This window comes from Archangium lipolyticum, from assembly GCF_024623785.1.
Lineage (GTDB): Bacteria > Myxococcota > Myxococcia > Myxococcales > Myxococcaceae > Archangium > Archangium lipolyticum.
In genome coordinates this window covers 74,800-92,288 of the sequence record NZ_JANKBZ010000010.1, presented here as the reverse complement: position 1 = coordinate 92,288, position 17,489 = coordinate 74,800, and the positions used below count along the sequence as shown (strand labels likewise).

General features: G+C 70.4%; 15 protein-coding genes. 7 read left to right on the top strand and 8 right to left on the bottom strand.

The annotated features are described in order from the left end of the window. Positions 1-17: 17 nt before the first annotated feature. The 4 genes from NR810_RS22285 to NR810_RS22270 all read right to left on the bottom strand — a co-directional run bounded on the left by NR810_RS22285 (position 18) and on the right by NR810_RS22270 (position 5,974). Positions 18-3,131, bottom strand: a complete 3,114-nt coding sequence (locus tag NR810_RS22285) for an efflux RND transporter permease subunit (protein ID WP_257455258.1) — start codon at positions 3,129-3,131, stop codon at positions 18-20. Positions 3,132-3,143: 12 nt separating this feature from the next. Continuing rightward, on the bottom strand, positions 3,144-4,334 hold the full coding sequence (locus tag NR810_RS22280) for an efflux RND transporter periplasmic adaptor subunit (protein WP_257455257.1): 1,191 nt from the start codon (positions 4,332-4,334) through the stop codon (positions 3,144-3,146). Next, a complete protein-coding gene (locus NR810_RS22275) occupies positions 4,331-5,563 on the bottom strand; it encodes a TolC family protein (protein ID WP_257455256.1) in 1,233 nt (410 codons plus the stop codon). Before NR810_RS22275 ends, NR810_RS22280 begins: the two co-directional genes overlap by 4 nt. Positions 5,564-5,668: 105 nt before the next feature. Further along, complete coding sequence (locus NR810_RS22270) at positions 5,669-5,974, bottom strand: hypothetical protein (RefSeq protein ID WP_257455255.1); 306 nt, start codon at positions 5,972-5,974, stop codon at positions 5,669-5,671. A gap of 141 nt (positions 5,975-6,115) precedes the next feature. Between NR810_RS22270 and NR810_RS22265 the strand changes: the two genes are divergently transcribed. From NR810_RS22265 to NR810_RS22250, 4 genes are read left to right on the top strand one after another with little or no spacing between them, the layout of a single operon-like run. Then, the gene (locus NR810_RS22265) at positions 6,116-7,612 is read left to right on the top strand and encodes an amino acid permease (RefSeq protein ID WP_257455254.1); all 1,497 of its coding nucleotides are present in this window, start codon (positions 6,116-6,118) and stop codon (positions 7,610-7,612) included. Positions 7,613-7,648: 36 nt separating this feature from the next. Next, a complete protein-coding gene (locus tag NR810_RS22260) occupies positions 7,649-8,638 on the top strand; it encodes a hypothetical protein (protein ID WP_257455253.1) in 990 nt (329 codons plus the stop codon). A 32-nt stretch (positions 8,639-8,670) separates the two neighbouring features. After that, a complete protein-coding gene (locus NR810_RS22255) occupies positions 8,671-8,937 on the top strand; it encodes an acyl-CoA-binding protein (RefSeq protein WP_257455252.1) in 267 nt (88 codons plus the stop codon). Continuing rightward, positions 8,934-9,848: an ATP adenylyltransferase family protein gene (locus NR810_RS22250; RefSeq protein WP_257455251.1), complete on the top strand. Its 915-nt coding sequence runs from the start codon at positions 8,934-8,936 to the stop codon at positions 9,846-9,848. Before NR810_RS22255 ends, NR810_RS22250 begins: the two co-directional genes overlap by 4 nt. Here NR810_RS22250 and NR810_RS22245 read toward each other — a convergent pair. Both NR810_RS22245 and NR810_RS22240 read right to left on the bottom strand, forming a co-directional pair. Continuing rightward, a complete protein-coding gene (locus tag NR810_RS22245; RefSeq protein ID WP_326522515.1) occupies positions 9,817-10,560 on the bottom strand; it encodes an Imm52 family immunity protein in 744 nt (247 codons plus the stop codon). The two genes, NR810_RS22250 and NR810_RS22245, sit on opposite strands and share 32 nt — an antisense overlap. Before the next feature lie 159 nt (positions 10,561-10,719). Beyond that, positions 10,720-11,811 (bottom strand): hypothetical protein, encoded by a 1,092-nt coding sequence (locus NR810_RS22240; RefSeq protein WP_257455249.1) that lies wholly within the window; start codon positions 11,809-11,811, stop codon positions 10,720-10,722. Between the two features lie 159 nt (positions 11,812-11,970). On the opposite strand from NR810_RS22240, the gene rdgC reads away from it, so the two are divergent. Genes rdgC through NR810_RS22225 form a run of 3 tightly spaced genes read left to right on the top strand, consistent with a single transcriptional unit; the run spans position 11,971 to position 14,250 of the window. Further along, complete coding sequence (rdgC, locus tag NR810_RS22235; protein WP_257455248.1) at positions 11,971-12,630, top strand: recombination-associated protein RdgC; 660 nt, start codon at positions 11,971-11,973, stop codon at positions 12,628-12,630. Next, positions 12,617-13,291 (top strand): hypothetical protein, encoded by a 675-nt coding sequence (locus NR810_RS22230; protein ID WP_257455247.1) that lies wholly within the window; start codon positions 12,617-12,619, stop codon positions 13,289-13,291. The genes rdgC and NR810_RS22230 overlap by 14 nt, the downstream gene beginning before the upstream one ends. A 17-nt stretch (positions 13,292-13,308) precedes the next feature. Then, positions 13,309-14,250: a hypothetical protein gene (locus tag NR810_RS22225; protein WP_257455246.1), complete on the top strand. Its 942-nt coding sequence runs from the start codon at positions 13,309-13,311 to the stop codon at positions 14,248-14,250. Here NR810_RS22225 and NR810_RS22220 read toward each other — a convergent pair. Then, the gene (locus tag NR810_RS22220; protein WP_257455245.1) at positions 14,233-15,486 is read right to left on the bottom strand and encodes a GAF domain-containing sensor histidine kinase; all 1,254 of its coding nucleotides are present in this window, start codon (positions 15,484-15,486) and stop codon (positions 14,233-14,235) included. The two genes, NR810_RS22225 and NR810_RS22220, sit on opposite strands and share 18 nt — an antisense overlap. 101 nt (positions 15,487-15,587) lie before the next feature. Further along, positions 15,588-17,420, bottom strand: coding sequence for a vWA domain-containing protein (locus NR810_RS22215; protein WP_257455243.1), 1,833 nt, complete (start codon positions 17,418-17,420; stop codon positions 15,588-15,590). Positions 17,421-17,489: the final 69 nt, after the last annotated feature.

Genomic DNA, 17,489 nt, shown 5'->3' with positions numbered 1-17,489 from the left:
CCGGGGCCGGGCGGCCCTCATTTCAGACGTGGCGCCTTCCAGAAGGCGAGGCGCCACCCCATGCGCTCGCGCACGCCGTGGACGAGCGCGTAGAAGGTGGGCAGGGCCAGCAGCGTGAAGAGCGTGGAGGTCAGCAGGCCGCCCACCATCACCACTGCCAGCGGACGCTCGACCTCGGTGCCGTGGAGCGGCAGCACCAGCAGTGGCAGGAGGCCGAGGATGGCCGTGCCCGCCGTCATCAGCTTGGGCCGCACGCGGCCGATGCTGGCCTCGCGCACGGCCTCATCGAAGGGCTTGCCTTCCGCCATCAAGCCCTTCGTCTGCGCCACCAGCACCAGGCCATTCTGCACCGCGATGCCGAACAGGCCGATGAGGCCCACGAGGCTGGACACGTTCCACGTCTCTCCAGCCAGCAGCAGCGCGAGGATGCCGCCGACGAAGGCATCCGGCAGGGTGGCGAGGATGACGAGCGTCTCGGCCAACGAGCCCAGCGCCAGGTACAACAGCAGGAAGACGGCGAGCAGCGCCACCGCGATGGCGAGCATCAGGGACTTCGCGGCCCGCTCCTGGCTCTCCACCCGGCCTCCCACGTCGAGGAAGTAGCCCGTGGGCAGCCGCAGCTCCGCCGCCAGCCGCTCGCGCACCTCCTCGGCGGTGCTTCCCAGATCGCGTCCCACCACGCTCGCCTCGATGGCGATGCGGCGGCTCCCCGCCTCCCGGCGCACGCTGCCCGCACCGGTCGTCTCCTCGATCGTGGCCAGCTGGCTCAGGGGAATCCGGGAGCCGTCATGCCCGTCCACCAGCAGGTTGTGGATGGCGTTGACGTCCCCCCGGCGGTGGTCCGCCAGGCGCAACACGAGGTCGAACCGGCGCTGACCCTGCCACACCTGGGAGGACTCCTCGCCCACGAGCCCCACGCGCACCGCGCGGATGACGTCGCCGGGAGTGAGGCCCACCCGGGCCACCGCGGCGCGGTTCACGTCGATGCGGAGCTGGGGCAGCCCGCTGAGTTTCTCCACGCGCAGGTCCTCCACTCCCCTCACCCGCGCCATGATGGCTCGGGCCCGCTCCGAGAGCTGGGCGAGCCGCTCCAGGTCCGGTCCGAAGATGCGCACCGACACGTCGGCGGGGCTCCCGCCCAGGCCCTCGTCGATGCGCATCCCCAACGGCGTGGTGAAGAGCACGGACACACCGGGCACCTTCGCCACGGCCTCGCGCATTTCCGACTCCAGCTCCTCCAGGTCGTGCCGCCGGTCCTTCTTCAGCACCACCAGCACGTCGGAGACGGTGTGCGGCATGGGGTCCTCGGTGCGCTCGGCCCGTCCCGTGCGGCGCACCACGTCCTCCACCTCGGGGAACTTGCGCAGCTCGTCCTCCACGCGGTGGTTGAGCCGGTCCACCTCCTCCAACGAGGCCTCCGGCGGCAGCATCGTCTGGAGGAGCAGCGCCCCCTCGTCCAGCCTGGGCATGAAGTCACTGCCCACCGCGAAGGCGAGCCCCAGGGCGGGCAACGTGATGGCGAGCGCCACCACGCGCACGAGCCCCGCCCTGCGCATGCAGGCATCGAGGAGCACGGCGTAGCGGGCCTTCACCACTCGGATGAGCCACACGTCCTCCTCCGGCTGACCATCCTTCCGGGGCCGCAGGAGCAGCGCCGAGGCCACCGGCACCAGCGTGAGGGCGAGCAACAGCGAGGCGGCGAGACACGCCACCACCGCCGCCGCGAGCGGCTGGTACATGCGCCCCTCGATGCCCGACATGGCGAAGAGGGGGATGAAGACGGAGACGACGATGAGGGTGGCGAAGGTGATGGGCCGGGCCACCTCGCGCGCCGCCTTCAGTGCCTGGGCCTTCCGGCTACCCGGATCGCCTTCGCCCCGGAGCCGGTGGACGATGTTCTCCGTGACGATGATGGCCGCGTCCACCAGCAGGCCCACCGCGATGGCCAGGCCTCCGAGCGTCATGGTGTTGATGCCGACGCCCGTGGCCTTCAAGAACAGTCCCGCGAGCGCCAGGGACAGCGGCAGGGTGAGCGTGACGATGGCCGCGGCGCGCAGATCTCCCAGGAGCGCGAAGAGGACGAGCACCACCAGGAAGGCCCCGATGAGGATGGCGCGGCCGACGCCCCCCAACGCGGAGGACACCAGCTCCGACTGGTCATACACGGGGCGCAGGTGGACGCCCGGCGGAAGACCCGCCCGCACCTCGGTGAGGGCCTGGCGCACGCCCTCCGCCACCTTCAAGGTGTCCGCGCCGAACTGCTTGATGACGCGGCAGCTCACCACCTCGCCCTCGAGCCGGTGGGCCATGCCCCGGCGGATGGCGGGCGCCTCCCGCACGTCGGCCACGTCCCCGAGCAGCACGGGCGTCCCCCCGCGCAGGGCCACCACCGTGCCGCGCAGGTCCTCCAGCGTCTTCGCCCGTCCCATCGCCCGCACCGTCCACTCCACGGGCCCCCGCACCACGAAGCCTCCGGAGGCGTCGAGGTTGGCGCCCTCCAGCGCGTGTTGCACCTCGTCGAGCGAGATGCCCCGGGCGGCCATCTGCTCCGGGTCGAGCTGCACCTGGTACTGGCGCAGGTAGCCTCCCAGCCGCTCCACGCCCGCCACACCGGGCACGGCGAGCAGCCGGTTCTTCACCTCGAACTCGGCCAGGTCCCTCAGCGTCATCAGATCCGCCGCCCCCGGCTCGGCCTCCAGGGTGAACTCGAAGATCTCATTGAGCCGGCCGGTGAGGCTGGAGATGAGCGGCGCGTCCGTCCCGGGTGGCAGCTCGCTGGTGACCGCCGCCACGCGCTCCGCGACGAACTGGCGGCTGCGGAAGTAGTCCGCGTCCGGCTCGAACTCCACCGTCACCTGGGTGACGCCCAGCTGCGAGGTGGACCGGACGCGGCGCACGTCTGGCAGGCCGGCGAGCGCCACCTCCATCGGAATGGCCACGGCCGTCTCGAGCTCCTCCGCGCCCATGGCCGGGTTCTGCACGATGACGTTGAAGAGCGGCGCGGACAGGTCGGGGAAGACGTCGCGGCGCAGACCGTCGAAGGCCACCGCGCCGAAAGCGGAGAGCGCCAGGGCCAGCACCACCGTGAGGCCGGGACGCGCGAAGGACGCCTTGAGAATGCGTGAGATCACGAGAGGCTCCCTTCAGTGCTCATGGCGCTCGCCCCCTCCGCGTGACTTCTCTACCTCGGCCTTCAGGAGGAAGGCCCCTTCCACCACCACCAGCTCGCCAGCCTTCAGGCCCGAGAGCACCTCCACGTCGCCCGTGAGCGTGCGGCCACGCCCCACCGCCCGCCGCTCGAAGGTGCCATCACCCTTGGGAAGGAAGGCGAACCAGCCATCCTCCAGCCGTTGGAGGGCCGCCGCCGGGACGGTGGTCATGGGCGTCCCCGAATCGCCCAGGGGTATGAAGGCCGAGGCGGACATGCCCGGCCTCAACAGTCCGTCCGGGTTGTCCACCTCCAGCCGCACCGGGATGGTGCGCGAGGCAGGGTCCACCCGCTGGCCGATGAAGCCCACCTTCGCGGCGAAGTCCCTGCCAGGAAGCGCGGCGAAGGAGGCACGTGCCGAGGCGCCGAGCGGAATGCGCACCGCGTCCCGCTCGAAGGCATGGACGGTGAGCCACAGCCGCGACAGGTCTCCGATGTGGAAGAGGGCCCGGGAGGGATCCGCCACCTGCCCCACCACGGCGCCGCGCTCGATGACAGTGCCGTCGAGGGGCGAGCGCAGGGTGAATGCCGCGGCCGCCCTGCCCCGGGCCGCCTCCTGCTCATCCACGCCGAGCGCCAGGAGCTCCGAGCGCGCCGCCGCCACCTCCGCCTCGGCGGCGGCCGCTTCGGCCTCGGCGGCCTGCACGTCCTTCGCGGCCACGATGCGCTCGGCCCCCAGGGTGCGCTTGCGCTCCGCCGCCTGCCGGGCGGCACCGGCGCGGGCCTGGGCGGCCTGGAGGGCCGCGCGCGCCCTGCCCAGCTCGGGGCTCTGGAGCTCCACGAGCGGCTGGCCCTTCTTCACCTGCTGGCCCGGCGAGGCCTGCAGGGAGAGCACCCGGGCGGGAATGGGCGAGGCCACCTCGGCATAGGCGTTCTCGTTCACCCCCAGCTCGCCCAGGGCGGTGACTCCTTCTCCACCGGGGCGCTGCTGCACCGGAGCCGTGGTGATGCGCAGATCCCTCAGCATCTCCGGGTCGATGTGGACGAGGGTCTCTTCCTCGCCCTCACGGTGGTCGTGAGCCTGGGTTTCCCGCTCGGGGTCATGTCCCTCCTCGTGATGAGGCGTCTCGCGCTTGCAGGCGCAGACCCCGAGGAGACACACCAGGAAGATGTGGAGGGGCTTCATCGAAGGACTCCGGCCTGGACGGCGAGGTGGACACGGGAGAGGGCGGCTCGCAGGAGGCGGTCGAGGTAATCGGCGCGGGCCTCGAGGACATCACGGCGCACGAGGAGGAACTCGGCCAGCCCCATCTCCCCGGCCTCGTAGGACTTGCGCGCCAGTTGCTCGTTGTCCGCGAGCAGCGGGAGGGCCTCGCGCTCCAGCAACTCCACCGCCTCGCGCTCCTTGTGGTACCGGGCGAGGGCGGTGCGCACCTGGACGGACCGCCCCCGGCGGGCGGCCTCCAGGGCCAACTGGAGACGCCGCACCCGGGCCTCTCCCGTCACCCGGGCGGACTGCCCCCGGGCGAAGAGCGGCAGGGACACGCCCAGCGCGCCGAGGAGCACACGCTCATCCCCCTCCTGCTCGTAGCGCACCCCCACGTTGAGATCGGGCCACGCGGAGCCTTCTCCCAGGCGCCGCTCGGCCCTCGCCTCCTCCAGCTCCGCCTCGAGGGCGGCGATGTCCGGACGCTCCGGGGGGGTGGGCGGAAGCTCCTCGGACCGGGAGGCCAGGGCGCTCAGCTCACCGCGCACACCCAGGGGGGCCTCCACGGGCAGGCCGAGCAGCCCGCTCAACTCCCCGAGGAGTGCCGCCTCGTCTCCCTCGGCGCTCGCCGCGTCCGCCCGGGCCCGGGCCAGGGCCACGCGCGCCACGTTGACGTCCACCACGGGCACGTCCCCGGCCTCGAAGCGCCGCTGGGTGGACTGGGAGACGTCCCGGGCGGCCGCTTCCGCCTCTCGCGCCAGGCGCAGCCGCTCCCGGGCATGCAATGCCCGCAGGAAGGTGCCCGCCACCTCTCCGAGCACCCGCAGCTCCGTGTCCTGCTGGAGGGCCGTCTCCCGGGCGAGGCCGGCACGAGCCGCATCGAGGCGCGCCCCCCGCTTCCCGCCCAACTCGATGGGCTGAGCAAGCCCTACCGCGACATCCAGAGCCCGCGCTCCGGTGGCCTGGGTGCGGGGGCCCGCTTCGACCTCCAACGTGGGATTGCCATGCAACAGCGGCGAGGCACCCGCGACGGGCCCTCGCGCCTCGGCCACGCGGCCAGCGGCCTCCAGCAGGGCGGGGGCGCGCTGGCGGGCCAGGGCCAGGGCCTCCTCCAGGGTGAGCTCGGACACGGGTTGGGCCGCACCCGGACGCGGACAGAGCAGCACGGCGGCGAGCCCGAGGGCCGCCGTCGTCAGACGATGGAACACAAAGAACCTCGCGAATGAAGGCGAGCGTCGGGGACGAGGCGGCACCGGGGAAAACCGGGGCACACCTCTCCCGATGGCGCTCGAGGCAGGGAGACGGACAGGGCCTTACGCGAGGGCGACTATTGGAATGTGCAGGATGTCCCCCACCTCGACGGAGGTGGGCTCGTCCTCTTCGTGCTCGACGGGAGGAGGCCTCGGAGCCCTCGGGAGGCTCGAGAGGGTGGGCGTCAGGACGACCTGGCGCAGGTGGGAGCAGCAGGTGCAATCGAGACAATCCGGAGCGCACTGCCCGCGCTCGTCATCATCCTCGCAGCGCTGCGTGCACACGACCCCCGGACTGGCGGGCGGCACCAGGCCACCCCCTACCGGGGCGAACAGCAGCAGCGAGAGGAAGAACCAGATCCGAAGCACCGGGAGCCCTTGTAGCACGTCGGCAAAGAGTCCGCGCGTACAACCCTTCATGGGGCACGGAAATGTCATGCAGAAACCTGGATGAAGGCGGCGGCCCGTTTCTCCTTTCGTGAGAGGGAAAAGCGGGGTTGAGTGCCGCCCATGGGCATCTGGTCGAAGAAGAGCATTGCCCAGCTGCGAGGTGAGGAAGGACAGACGCACGAGCTGCACCGCACGCTCAGTGGCGTCCACCTGATGCTGCTGGGAGTAGGCGCCATCATCGGCGCGGGCATCTTCGTGGTGACGGGCACGGCGGCGGCGCAACACGCGGGGCCCGCCATCGTCCTGTCCTTCGTGCTGGCGGGAGTGGGCTGCCTCTTCGCGGGGCTGTGCTACGCCGAGTTCGCGGCGATGATCCCCGTGGCTGGCAGCGCCTACACCTATGGCTACGCCACCCTCGGAGAGCTGGTCGCCTGGCTCATCGGGTGGGATCTCATGCTCGAGTACCTTTTCGCCTCCTCGGCCGTGGCGGTGGGCTGGTCCGGCTACTTCACCGCCTTCCTGCGTGACTACCTGCACTTGCAACTGCCGCCGGAGCTGACGAGCGCCCCCTTCGACGTGGAGCCGGGCGGGCACCTGTTCCACGCCACCGGAGCCATCATCAACCTGCCAGCCGTGCTGCTGGTGGCGCTCCTCACGGGGGTGCTCGTCATCGGCATCCGCGAGTCGGCGCGCATCAACAACATCATCGTCTTCCTGAAGGTGGGCGTCGTCCTGCTCGTCGTCGGCTTCGGCGCGTTCTACGTGGAGCCCGCCAACTGGACGCCCTTCCTGCCGGAGAACACGGGGAAGTTCGGCCAGTTCGGCTGGAGCGGAGTGCTGTCGGGGGCGGGCATCATCTTCTTCGCCTACATCGGCTTCGACGCGGTCTCCACCACCGCGCAGGAGACGCGCAACCCGCAGAAGGATCTGCCCGTCGGCATCCTGGGCTCGCTGGCCATCTGCACCCTGCTGTACGTCCTGATGTCGCTGGTGCTGACGGGCCTTACGCCCTACCACACCCTCAACGTGGCCGAGCCCGTGTACGTGGCCATCGCCCGCGCGGGGCCCGCGCTGTCCTGGCTGAGGCCCATCGTCAGCCTGGGCGCCATCGCCGGACTGGCCTCGGTGGTGCTCGTCATGCTGATGGGACAGCCGCGCATCTTCTACGCCATGGCGCGCGACGGCCTGCTCCCCCACTTCTTCGGCCGCGTGCACCCGCGCTTCCACACCCCCTACATCGCCACCCTCATCACCGGCGTGGTGTCCATGGCGGTGGCGGGGCTGTTCCCCATCGGCCTGCTGGGGGAGCTGGTCTCCATCGGTACCCTGTTCGCCTTCATCGTCGTCTGCGGGGGCATCCTCCTGTTGCACTACCGGCGGCCGGACCTTCCCCGGCCCTTCCGCACCCCGTTCAAGCCCGTGGTGCCCATCCTCGGCGTCCTCACCTGCGGAACCCTCATGGTGGGCCTGGGGGTGGCGACGTGGCTGCGGCTGCTCGGCTGGATGGCGCTCGGGCTCCTCATCTACTTCGGCTATGGCCACAAGCACTCGCGCCTCGCGCGTGGAGAGACAACCCCCTCCGAGCCACCACCGGCCGACCTCGGCGGACCGCTCTGAAACCGTTGAATGGTTGATGGTAGATCGCACACGCCCATGAATACCCAGGACCTCCTCGCTCGACTCCAGGACGCCTCTCCCGATGGCCCGCTGGATCGCCTCGCCGCGCTCGTCGTGGAGCACGAGCTGTCCCAGCCGCTCGAGACGCTCTTCCCCCCTCCCCTGCTGGCGCGCGCGCTGAAGGCCGCCCTCGAGGGGTGGCTCGCCTCCGATACCGCCGATCGGGAGCTCGCCTCCGCCCTCGAGCACCTCCACCTCCAGCTCACCCAGGAGAAGCGGACCGTGCGCGAGGCCGTGCCCCCGGAGCTCGCCAAGGGGTTGGCGGAGCTCGCCTCGCGCCGTTACTCGCCGGACCGCGCGATGGTGCTCGCGGTGCTGGACCGGCCCCCCGTGCGCGCCCTGGCGCGCGGGCTGCTGCTCAACGTGCTCATCGAGTTCAGCCGCAAGGTGAGCGCCCCCGTGACGGAGAACCGCATCGCCAAGGGCTTCTCCGGCCTGGCGAAGCTCGCGGCCGAGCAGGCGAAGGGCTCGGGAGGGGCGCTGGGTGGCATCGCCAGCGCGCTCTCCGATGAGATCGAACGCCAGGTGGAGAAGCGCGCCCGCGACTTCACCGACTCGGCGCTGACCGGCATCTTCCAGCAGCTCGCCGACGCGCTGAGCGATCCGGGCCGGGCTTCGGAGCAGGCGGAGATGCGCGTGGCCATCCTGGACGGAATCCTGGGCCTGCCCCTGGAGCGGTTCGGGCGCGAGCTGTCGCGCGCGGACGTTCCCGGCGGCGCGGCGGTGGTGCGCAAGGCGCTCTCCCAGTGGCTGGGCTCCAGGGACGTCACCGCGGAGCTGGAGGGCTGGCTCACCCGCGCGATGGAGCGGGACGGCAAGCGCCCGGTGCGCGAGGTGCTCGGGACACTCGGCCTGCTCGAGACCTTCCAGAAGCTCGGCCGGGAGTCGCTGCGCGGGCGACTGGCGCCGGTGGTGGCCTCGGAGCCCTTCGCGCGCTGGCTGGAAGAGCTGACACAGGTGAAGTAAGGCCACCCCGTTGCGAAACCAGGAGACACACCATGGCACTCGAGGATGACTTCCGCTCCGCGCAGGAGCGCGTGAAGACACTCACCACCCGCCCCTCCAACGACTCGCTGCTGGAGCTGTATTCGCTCTTCAAGCAGGCCACCGAGGGTGACGTCCAGGGCAAGCGCCCGGGGATGCTCGATATCAAGGGCCGCGCCAAGTACGACGCCTGGGCGGGCCGCAAGGGCCTGGGGCGCGAGGCGGCCATGCAGCAGTACGTGGCGCTGGTGGAGCGGCTGTTGCAATCTGCGTCGCGATGAAAACGCCTCCCGCCTCTCATCGGCCGCCCCTGCGTCCCGAGGACCTGTGGTCCCGGATGGTCAGCACGACCCGGCACGGGCTGGCCACCGGCGCCCTCCAGCCGATCGCGACCGAGTGCCACACCGTGGAGCACCACGGGGTGCCCTTCCAGGTGCGAGTGCTCGGCCGGGTGCAGCTCAAGGAGCGCCGGAAGCAGGAGCCGCCCCGCCCCGGGTTCGATCCCTTCGAGAACCCGGAGCCGGACCTCACGGTGGGGGATGTCACGCCCACGCACCTGTGCCTGCTCAACAAGTTCAACGTCGTCGAGCACCACCTGCTCATCGTGACGCGCGCCTTCGAGGAGCAGGAGTCGCCGCTCACGTTCGCCGACTTCGAGGCGCTCGCGCTCTGCATGGAGGGACTGGACGGGCTGGCCTTCTACAACTCGGGCGAGACGTCCGGAGCCAGCCAGCGACACAAGCACCTCCAGCTCACGCCGCCGCTCGGCCCCGAGGGGTTGCGCGCGCCGATGGAGAAGCTGCTCTCACCGCCGCCCGCGCGGGGCCACGTCACCACGGTGCCGGCCCTGGGCTTCGCCCACGCGGTGACGGGCCTCGGGCGCTGGGAGGGTGTGCCCGGCGAGGACGCGGCACGGATGCTGGAGGCCTACGAGGCGCTGAGAGGCACGCTGGGAATGAAGCAGGAGCTGTCTCCGTACAACCTGCTCGCCACGCGGGACTGGATGCTGCTGGTGCCCAGGCCGCGCGCCGAGGCCCACGGCATCAACGTCAACGCCCTGGGTTTCGCCGGCTCGCTGCTCGTCAAGACGCAGGAGCAGATGCAGCAGGTCGGGGCCCTCGGCCCGCTGGAGCTGCTGCGGCAGGTGTCGCGGCCCGCGTCTACGGAGCCGCCGGATCCGGAAGCGCGATGAGACCCGCGCGGTCCAACAGTTCGCGCACGTGAGCGGTGAACGCCACGTGCTCGGGGTTGCTCGCCGTCATGGTTTCAGGAGAGAGGACGAGGAGCCACCCCAACTCGTCCACCGGCTCGATGCGCACGGGCGCGGGCAGCGGCGGCAGCGTACCCAGCCGGCGCGACAGGTACGTCAACCAGCCCATCCTCACCTCCCACTTCTGCTTCCGCTTCTCGACGAGGCTCACCATCTCGCCCGAAGTGACCATGGCGAAGTCGGGGTCCCACGCCTTGACCATGCTGGTGAGCACCCCTGTCAGCACGGGTGCGCGCAGCAGGCGCTCCCGCACCTCGCTCTCGAGAGTGGGATAGAGCAGGCACACATTGGGCCCGCCCCACGGCGAGTATTTGCCGCAAGACAGATGGATTTCGGTAGCGGCCTTCTTGGCATTCCACAGGATCCGGCTGAACCCCAGATCCTCGATAACCTTCTTGCCAACATCCGTGCGATTCCTGCTGTTCAGCAGGAGCTTCTCCAATTCCTTCACATCTAGCGGAACCGGGTAGCCCGGCAGCTCGCGGGGGAAGCCACGACCCGCCCTGTACCATTGCGTAAAAGAGGGGTCACACCGCGCCAGCATGCGAAAGAACAATTCCGCGCGCTGGGCACACTCCAACGCTGTCTCCTGGCGAGGTCCCCAATACGCCCCTACGTAGTACCGCTCCTGCATGCGTACTCCTCACCGAGCTACCCAGACAGGAGAATCCGGCCGCGTGGGCGCACGGCCCGTGGCGCAACCCCCCAGCAACACCAGCGCCATCAGGAAAAAGAGGCCCGGAGTCGGGCGCGGCCCCTCACGTGAACCCAGCAGGCCCATGCGTCCAGCCGCTCAGGCCTCCATGAGGATCCGGTGCCGGTAGAGCTCCAGCAGGATGTCCTCGTGGAGGTCCGCCTGCTTCTCCTGGCGCAGGCGCTGGCGCACCGCCTCGACGGGCTCCCGGCCCGTGAACTCCACGAGCAGTCCGTAGGCAATCCCCGGCAGCGCGACGGCGTCGTACTCGCTGTAGGCCCCCAGCGCGACGCTCCCATCCGGGAGCCACTTCACGGTGGCCTCGGGGTTGAGCTTGAGCACCTTCGGCAGCGCGGGCGCGACCGCGTCCCGGTGGCTCTTCTCCAACACCTTCAGCTCGATGACTCCATCGAGCCCCATGATCTTCTCCATCTGCTCCGCGGACAGGCCCCGGACGATGTCGAAGCAACCCCGGTAGAACTCGCCCTCACGGCCCGCCCACCGGCTCCACAGCGCCGCGTACTCCTTCGCCGCCAGCGGCTTGTCGTCGAGGTCCTCGACGGTCGGCGTCTCCGACAGGTCCGGCTTGTCCTTCCCGGCCAGGATGAACTCGGGCATCAACTGGAGCACGGCGTAGCGCGAGAGCTGGATCTCCGCGAGCGCCAGGTACGTCTTGAGCGTCATCCAGAACTTCCGCCCGTCGGCCCCCGCCACGTACTTGCAATAGAACGTGGAGCACACCGCCTCGCGGTAGGGCCAGATGGTGCAGCCCCCCTGCTCCAGCTCGTAGTACGGACAGCGCATGGACGCCGCCCGGCCGAAGAACTGCCGCGAGTTGCGATACAGCAGGTTGTACCGCGCCGAGGGCCTCACCCACTGCGGCGTCACGCCCACGCGGCTGGCGATCTTCTCCTCCACGCGCCGCCGCCCCTCGTCCAGCTCGTCCCGCGCGTCCGACAGGAGCGCGCCCACCAGGTAGTTCGGCAGCTTGGGGTAGTAGGTGCAGCACTTGGTGTCCGGCCGGAACAGCCGGCTCACCCCATCCACGGACTCGACGGTTCCCGGGCCCGAGGTCTGGCACATGGCGCACGAGGCGCACGTGGCCTTCGTCTCGACGGGAATCTCCTTCTGGAAGAAGTCGGGGAACAGGTCGCGGTAGAGGACCGGCAGGCTGTCGAGGATGCTGGACATGGAGGGGGTTCCTCGGGAGTCGTCCACGGGAGAGACGGGCGATGTACCAGCAGCCCGGCCGTTTTGACAGCCACGCCACGAGGCACGCCAGGGGCGGCCGAGGGCCACACCAGCAGTACCTTGACGGCGGCGCCCGGCTTGCCCATGTTGCCGGGCTTCATGCCTGTCCTCAGTGGTGCAGTCACCTTCTCGCGTTTCCGGTCCGAGCCGACGGGGAACGCTCCTTCGGATGTGAAACGCTGGCTCGCCAAGGGCCTGAAGTCCGGGGCCTTCGAGCCCATCGACCTCAAGAAGACCGAGGACGAGCGGGCCGCGGGCTTCGTGGAGTTGGAGAACCATGAGTCCGTGGACTTCTCCACCGGCAGCGTCCTCTATGGCGAGTACGCGCTGTTCGGCTTCCGCGTCGACACCGTCAAGGTGCCCGCGCCGGTGCTCAAGGCCGAGCTGGACAAGTGGGCCACCGCCTTCGAGAAGCAGAACGGCCGGGCCCCCACCCGGGGCGAGAAGGCCGAGAACCGTGCCTCCCTCCGCCACATGCTGCGCCAGCGCGCCGTGCCCACCACCAAGGTGCACGACGTGAGCTGGAACCTGAAGACGAGCCAGGTGCAGCTCTGGGCCGCCTCGCGCAAGGCGGTGGATGAGATCCTCCTGGCCATGGAGACGGCCTTCGAGGTGAAGCTCCAGCCGCTGGTGCCCGCCTCGCTGGCGGCGCGCGCCGGCATCCCCGACGACGCGCTCATCCCCACCCCGGAGCTCATCGGCGTGGAGATCGCCAACAACGAGATTCCGAGCAGCGAGGTGGCCCATGGGGAAGCGTGAGCAGGCGAGGATCGAAGCGGCCTTCATGCGGGGCGACACGGGTGTCGACGGTGCCGCCACCGAGGAGGACACGCGAGACGAAGCCGAAGTCGAAAAGGACAAGGCCCGAGAGCAACTGCTGCGCGGCCGGGCCTACCTGGGCCGCGAGTTCCTCACTTGGTTGCTGTGGCGCTCGGAGTCGGGCGACGCGCTGGTGGACTTCGAGAACACCGGCCTCGTGGTGCTCTACACCGGCCGATGCACCCTCAAGGGCATCAGCGGCGACGTGACCGAGATGTCCGCCCGGGGCGCGCTCGCGCCGTACTCGGAGCAGGTGAAGCACTCGCTGGATCGCGGGCTGCTCGTCCACCAGGCGCGGCTGCGCCTCACCCACGGCGAGAAGGTGTACGAGGTGACGCTGGACGCCGAGTTCCTCGACATCCGCGCGGCGAAGCTGCCGGAGCTCATGGCCGAGGAGGAGGATGACCGCCTGCTGGAGCGCCTCTACCTCACCGAGCAGCTCTCCGGCATGGTGGACACCCTGGTGCAGGCTTTCCTCGAGGTGCGCGCGAGCCGCAACTGGGGCAAGAAGGTCGTCCCGGCGATGAAGAGCTGGATGAAGGGCGAGGACGAGGCCCCCCGCGCCACCAAGGTGCAGCTGGCCCGCGCCGCGCGCGGCTGAGCTGACGGAGGGACACCGTGGCTCCCGCCCCGCCTCGCCTCACCTTCTTCTGCGAGCTGGAGCCGGAGCCGCTGGTGGCCCTCTTCGCCGGCCCGGCCGTCGTCGAGCACCTCCTGGCGCTGCGAGCCAGCGTCAGCCTCGGGGTGCTCGATCTCGGCCCGGAGCGCGCCGCCGTGGTGCGGCGGTTGAACGAGGCCGGCGTGCCCGTCATCGCCTGGCAGTTGCTGCCCAAGGCGGAGGGCTACTGGTTCCACCTGGGCAACGCCCCCCAGGCCGAGGCCCGCTACGAGGCCTTCCGCGCGTGGACGGCCGGGCACTGCCTGCGCTGGGACGGCGTGGGCCTGGACATCGAGCCGGACATCCACGACATGCGGCGCCTGCTGGCGAGCCGGTGGCGCCTGCTGCCCGCGCTGCTGCCCCGGCTCGGACGCGGCGGGCAGCTGCGCGAGGCCCGGGCCCGGTACGGCGCCCTGATGGCCCGCATCCGCGCGGACGGGTACCGGGTGGACAGCTACCAGCTCCCCCTCATCGTGGACGAGCGCCGGGCGGGCTCTACCCTCCTGCAGCGCCTGGGCGGCGTGTTGGACCTCGAGGCCGACCGCGAGGTGCTGATGCTCTACTCCAGCTTCGTGCGGCCCCATGGCCCGGCGTTGGCGTGGAGCTACGGCCCGGACGCGCGCTCCATCGGGGTGGGAGTCACCGGAGGCGGCGTGGACGTGCCGGGTCTCATCGAGGTGCCCCCGCTGGATTGGGAGGAATTCACCCGGGACCTGCGGCTGGCGCGGCGGTGGACGGAGGACCTCCACGTCTTCAGCCTGGAGGGCTGCGTACGGCAGGGCTTCCTCGCGCGGCTCCGGGACTTCGACTGGACGGTGCCGGCCGAGGCGCCTCCCGCGTCCGCCCGGCGCCTGGACGGGCTGCGGCGGGCCGCGAGCCTGGTTCTACGTATCGGTTTCTGACGGAGACATGGGGAGGGAGAGCTCGAACCGCGCGCCCTTCCCCGGTGACGAGTGGACCTCGAGCGTCCCTCCGTGAGCGAGGGCGATCTGCCGTGCGAGGTACAACCCGAGCCCCAATCCCGACGACTTGGGACCGCGGGTGAAACGCTCGAACAACCTGGGGAGCACATCGGGAGCCACCCCGGCGCCCTGGTCGACGACGGCGAGGACGGCCCAGGTGCCGTCCGTGCGCGTCCGGCTCTCGACCTCCACTGTCACGGGCAGCCCCGAGGGCGAGTGCTTCTGCGCGTTGGCCACGAGGTTGGAAAGCGCCTGACGAAGACGGTCGGGGTCGGCCACGAGGACGAGCTCCTCCGGCCCCCGGAATCGCACCTCGCGCCCGGGAGCCGTCGCGGTCGTCGCCACATCCTCCACCAGCAGCATCACGTCCAGGGGCCGCGGGTTCAGGGAGAAGAGCCCCTGTTCCAGCCGGCCCACGTCGAGCAGATCCGAGGTGATCCGAGTGAGGGCCACCACACTCACGGCCGCCGCCTCGGCGTCCCGGATGTCGTCCACCGCCCGCTGCCGGACCGCCCGCCGGCGGATGAGATCGATGCGCGCGCGCAGGGAGAACAGGTGACTGCCCACGTCATGCGCGAAGACGGTGATGAGCTCCTCGGCGGCGAGCCGGCGGCCCCGCTCGGTGGCGGCCTTCGTCAACTGCTCCACCAGTTCGATGCGGTGCGCCACCACGCCCACCCACCGGGCCACGGCCTCCAGGAAACGGAGGTCATCCTTGGAGAAGAACTCCGGCTTCTCCGAGGAGCACTCCAGGACGCCTCGCCGCTCCCCGCCCACCTCGATCACCGCCCCGATGGCGGACCGGACACCCAACCCGAACTTGATGCCGGGCAGCTCCTCGGGGTCCTCGTCCTGATGGCCCGTGTGCCAGGACCGTCCCGTCTCGAAGACCTCCACGGTCCGGCCTCGATTGGCGAGCTGTAGCCGGTCCAGGCCGAGGCGCTTCTGCCTGCGGGACATGGGGGTGTCACTGATGCCCCTGGCCACGAGCGTCTGGGTCTCTGGCTCCAGGAAGAAGACGTCCACCTTGTCGGCATGGAGCAGCTCCACCAGGAGCTGGGCCGCGCTGTCCATCGTCGGGCGGAGCTCGGCCCCCTGGAGCTCGAGCAACTTCTCGAGCGCCTGCAGGAGCAGGTCGCGCCGCCCACTCTCGCTCTGGGGTCGTTCCGAGGACACGAAACAAAAGGTGTGTACCCCGGAGGCGATGAACACCGGGCAGGGGGGCACACACTCTCCGTGTGGGCTTCAGACCCTCCTGGAAGGCGTGCGGCGGAGCATCACTGGACGAGCCGGTGGATGTCCCCGCAGGCGATGTACGAGCCGCCGTTGCCGGTGGTGATGATCTCCTCCACCACGTACAGCACGTTCTCCTCGCGGATGTCGCGCGGGAAGCGGATGTTGAGGTTGGGGTCGTAGCCATCGGACACCACGCGGGCGCGCAGCTTGCTCCCTTCCTTGACGCACTGGACGAGCACGCCGGTGCCCACCGTGTTCGTCGTGGGCAGATCCGCCGCCGAGCCCGTCACCTTCGACGCGGTGGGCTTGCCCTTCTTCTTCGCGCCCTCCGCCGGGCGGGCGCCACGCTCCTGCCCCGGCATCACCAGCCGCTTGATGGTGCCGCCCACCCGGTAGAACGTGCCGTCCCCCGACGGCTCCAGCTTGTCCACCACGTACGTGACGCCCTCCTCGCGCACGCTCCGGGGGAACTGCACGTTGAAGCCTGGGTCGTACCCCTCGGAGGCGGCATGGACGCGCAGCTTGCCGCCCTCGCGCACGCACTTGAGGAGGACACCGATGCCCGCGCTGGACACCGCTTCCAGGCTGTCCGCCGAGCCACCCGCCGTCCCGCGCAGCGCCAGATCGCCACGGCTGCGCGTGCCCGCCTGGTAGGACTGATCCCTCATCTCCTTGCGGATGACCGGGTCGTACTTCCTCGACTCCAGGCGCTGCGCGTAGTGCGCGAGCTGCTCCACCTCCTCGGCGATGTCGTAGGAGGCCTTGTCGAGGTGGGCGGAGACCTCGGCGATGACCTGCCGCAGCCGCTGCGAGGCCGAGCCGAAGTCCCCCTTGTCGGCGAGCTCGACGGCCTGGTCCTTGACGCGCGCGATGCGCAGGCGGCTCGTCTGGGCCAGCACGTTCTTGTCCGCCGACACGGCCGCCGACTCCGAGGCCGAGGCCAGGTTCGCGACGATGGGCACCTCGCCCGAGATCTCCCGGATGACCCCCTCCACCACCGCCTGCGCCCGAAACACCAGCGTGGCGAGCGTCACCGGGCCACTGGCGCTCCCCGCGTCCACGGACAGCTCCGCCGCGAGCTGCCGCGCCTCGGTGGCGTACACATCGCCCAGCCCCACCGCCACCTCCTGGCCCCGGGACTCGAAGCGGTAGCGGTTGAGCACGCTCGCCACCTTCACCGTGGGCGCCGGCTTGAGCGTCACCTCCAGGTTCTGCGCGACGAGCGAACCGAGGCCCTCCATCTCGATGCCGAAGACGCCCTCGGCGTCCTCCGGCGTCTGGATGTAATAGAAGTGCCCCTCACCGGCGTTGGCCATGCCGATGAGCAGGTCCTCGTTGAAGTTGGAGCCGAACCCCAGCGTGGTGGTGATGATGCCGTCCGCCGACTTCTGCCGCGCCGTGGAGACGAGGGCGCCCGGGTCGGTGATGCCCATGTTGGCCTGGCCGTCCGTGAGCAGGAGCACGCGGTTGACGCGCTCCGGGGACTTGTTGACGCCCACGTGCTCCACGCCCTTGAGCCAGCCACCGCTCAAGTTGGTGCACCCGCCCGCGCGGACACTGGAGAGCACCGCGCCGATGGCCGCCTTGTCCGTGACACGCGTGGGCGCGAGCACCGAGAACACCGCGTCGTCATAGGTGACGATGGAGAGCCAGTCCTCCGGGCCCATCCGCTCCACGAGCTGCCGCGAGGCCTGCAGGGCGTGTTTCAGCGGAGCACCCGCCATGGAGCCCGAGCGGTCGATGACGAGGCCCAGGTTGAGCGGGCGCCGCGTGGACGCAGCCGGGGCATCGGCCTGGAACGACACCACCAGGTCGATCTTCGAGGACGTACCAACGGGAAGCACCGGACGGCTGAGGGTATAGGTGGCCTTCATGGGCGGGCCCTTTCGTGAAGTATGCGACACAGCCTAGTCTCCCTGTCTGTCATGAGTCACTTCGGGCCT

What these genes read in the sequence shown, in the direction of transcription:
- NR810_RS22280 (WP_257455257.1), bottom strand. Translation starts at nt 4,334, where the DNA reads ATGAAGCCCCTCCACATCTTCCTGGTGTGTCTCCTCGGGGTCTGCGCC.
- NR810_RS22265 (WP_257455254.1), top strand. Translation starts at nt 6,116, where the DNA reads ATGGGCATCTGGTCGAAGAAGAGCATTGCCCAGCTGCGAGGTGAGGAA.
- NR810_RS22245 (WP_326522515.1), bottom strand. Translation starts at nt 10,560, where the DNA reads ATGCAGGAGCGGTACTACGTAGGGGCGTATTGGGGACCTCGCCAGGAG.
- NR810_RS22230 (WP_257455247.1), top strand. Translation starts at nt 12,617, where the DNA reads ATGGGGAAGCGTGAGCAGGCGAGGATCGAAGCGGCCTTCATGCGGGGC.
- NR810_RS22250 (WP_257455251.1), top strand. Translation starts at nt 8,934, where the DNA reads ATGAAAACGCCTCCCGCCTCTCATCGGCCGCCCCTGCGTCCCGAGGAC.
- NR810_RS22260 (WP_257455253.1), top strand. Translation starts at nt 7,649, where the DNA reads ATGAATACCCAGGACCTCCTCGCTCGACTCCAGGACGCCTCTCCCGAT.
- NR810_RS22240 (WP_257455249.1), bottom strand. Translation starts at nt 11,811, where the DNA reads ATGTCCAGCATCCTCGACAGCCTGCCGGTCCTCTACCGCGACCTGTTC.
- rdgC (WP_257455248.1), top strand. Translation starts at nt 11,971, where the DNA reads ATGCCTGTCCTCAGTGGTGCAGTCACCTTCTCGCGTTTCCGGTCCGAG.
- NR810_RS22215 (WP_257455243.1), bottom strand. Translation starts at nt 17,420, where the DNA reads ATGAAGGCCACCTATACCCTCAGCCGTCCGGTGCTTCCCGTTGGTACG.
- NR810_RS22255 (WP_257455252.1), top strand. Translation starts at nt 8,671, where the DNA reads ATGGCACTCGAGGATGACTTCCGCTCCGCGCAGGAGCGCGTGAAGACA.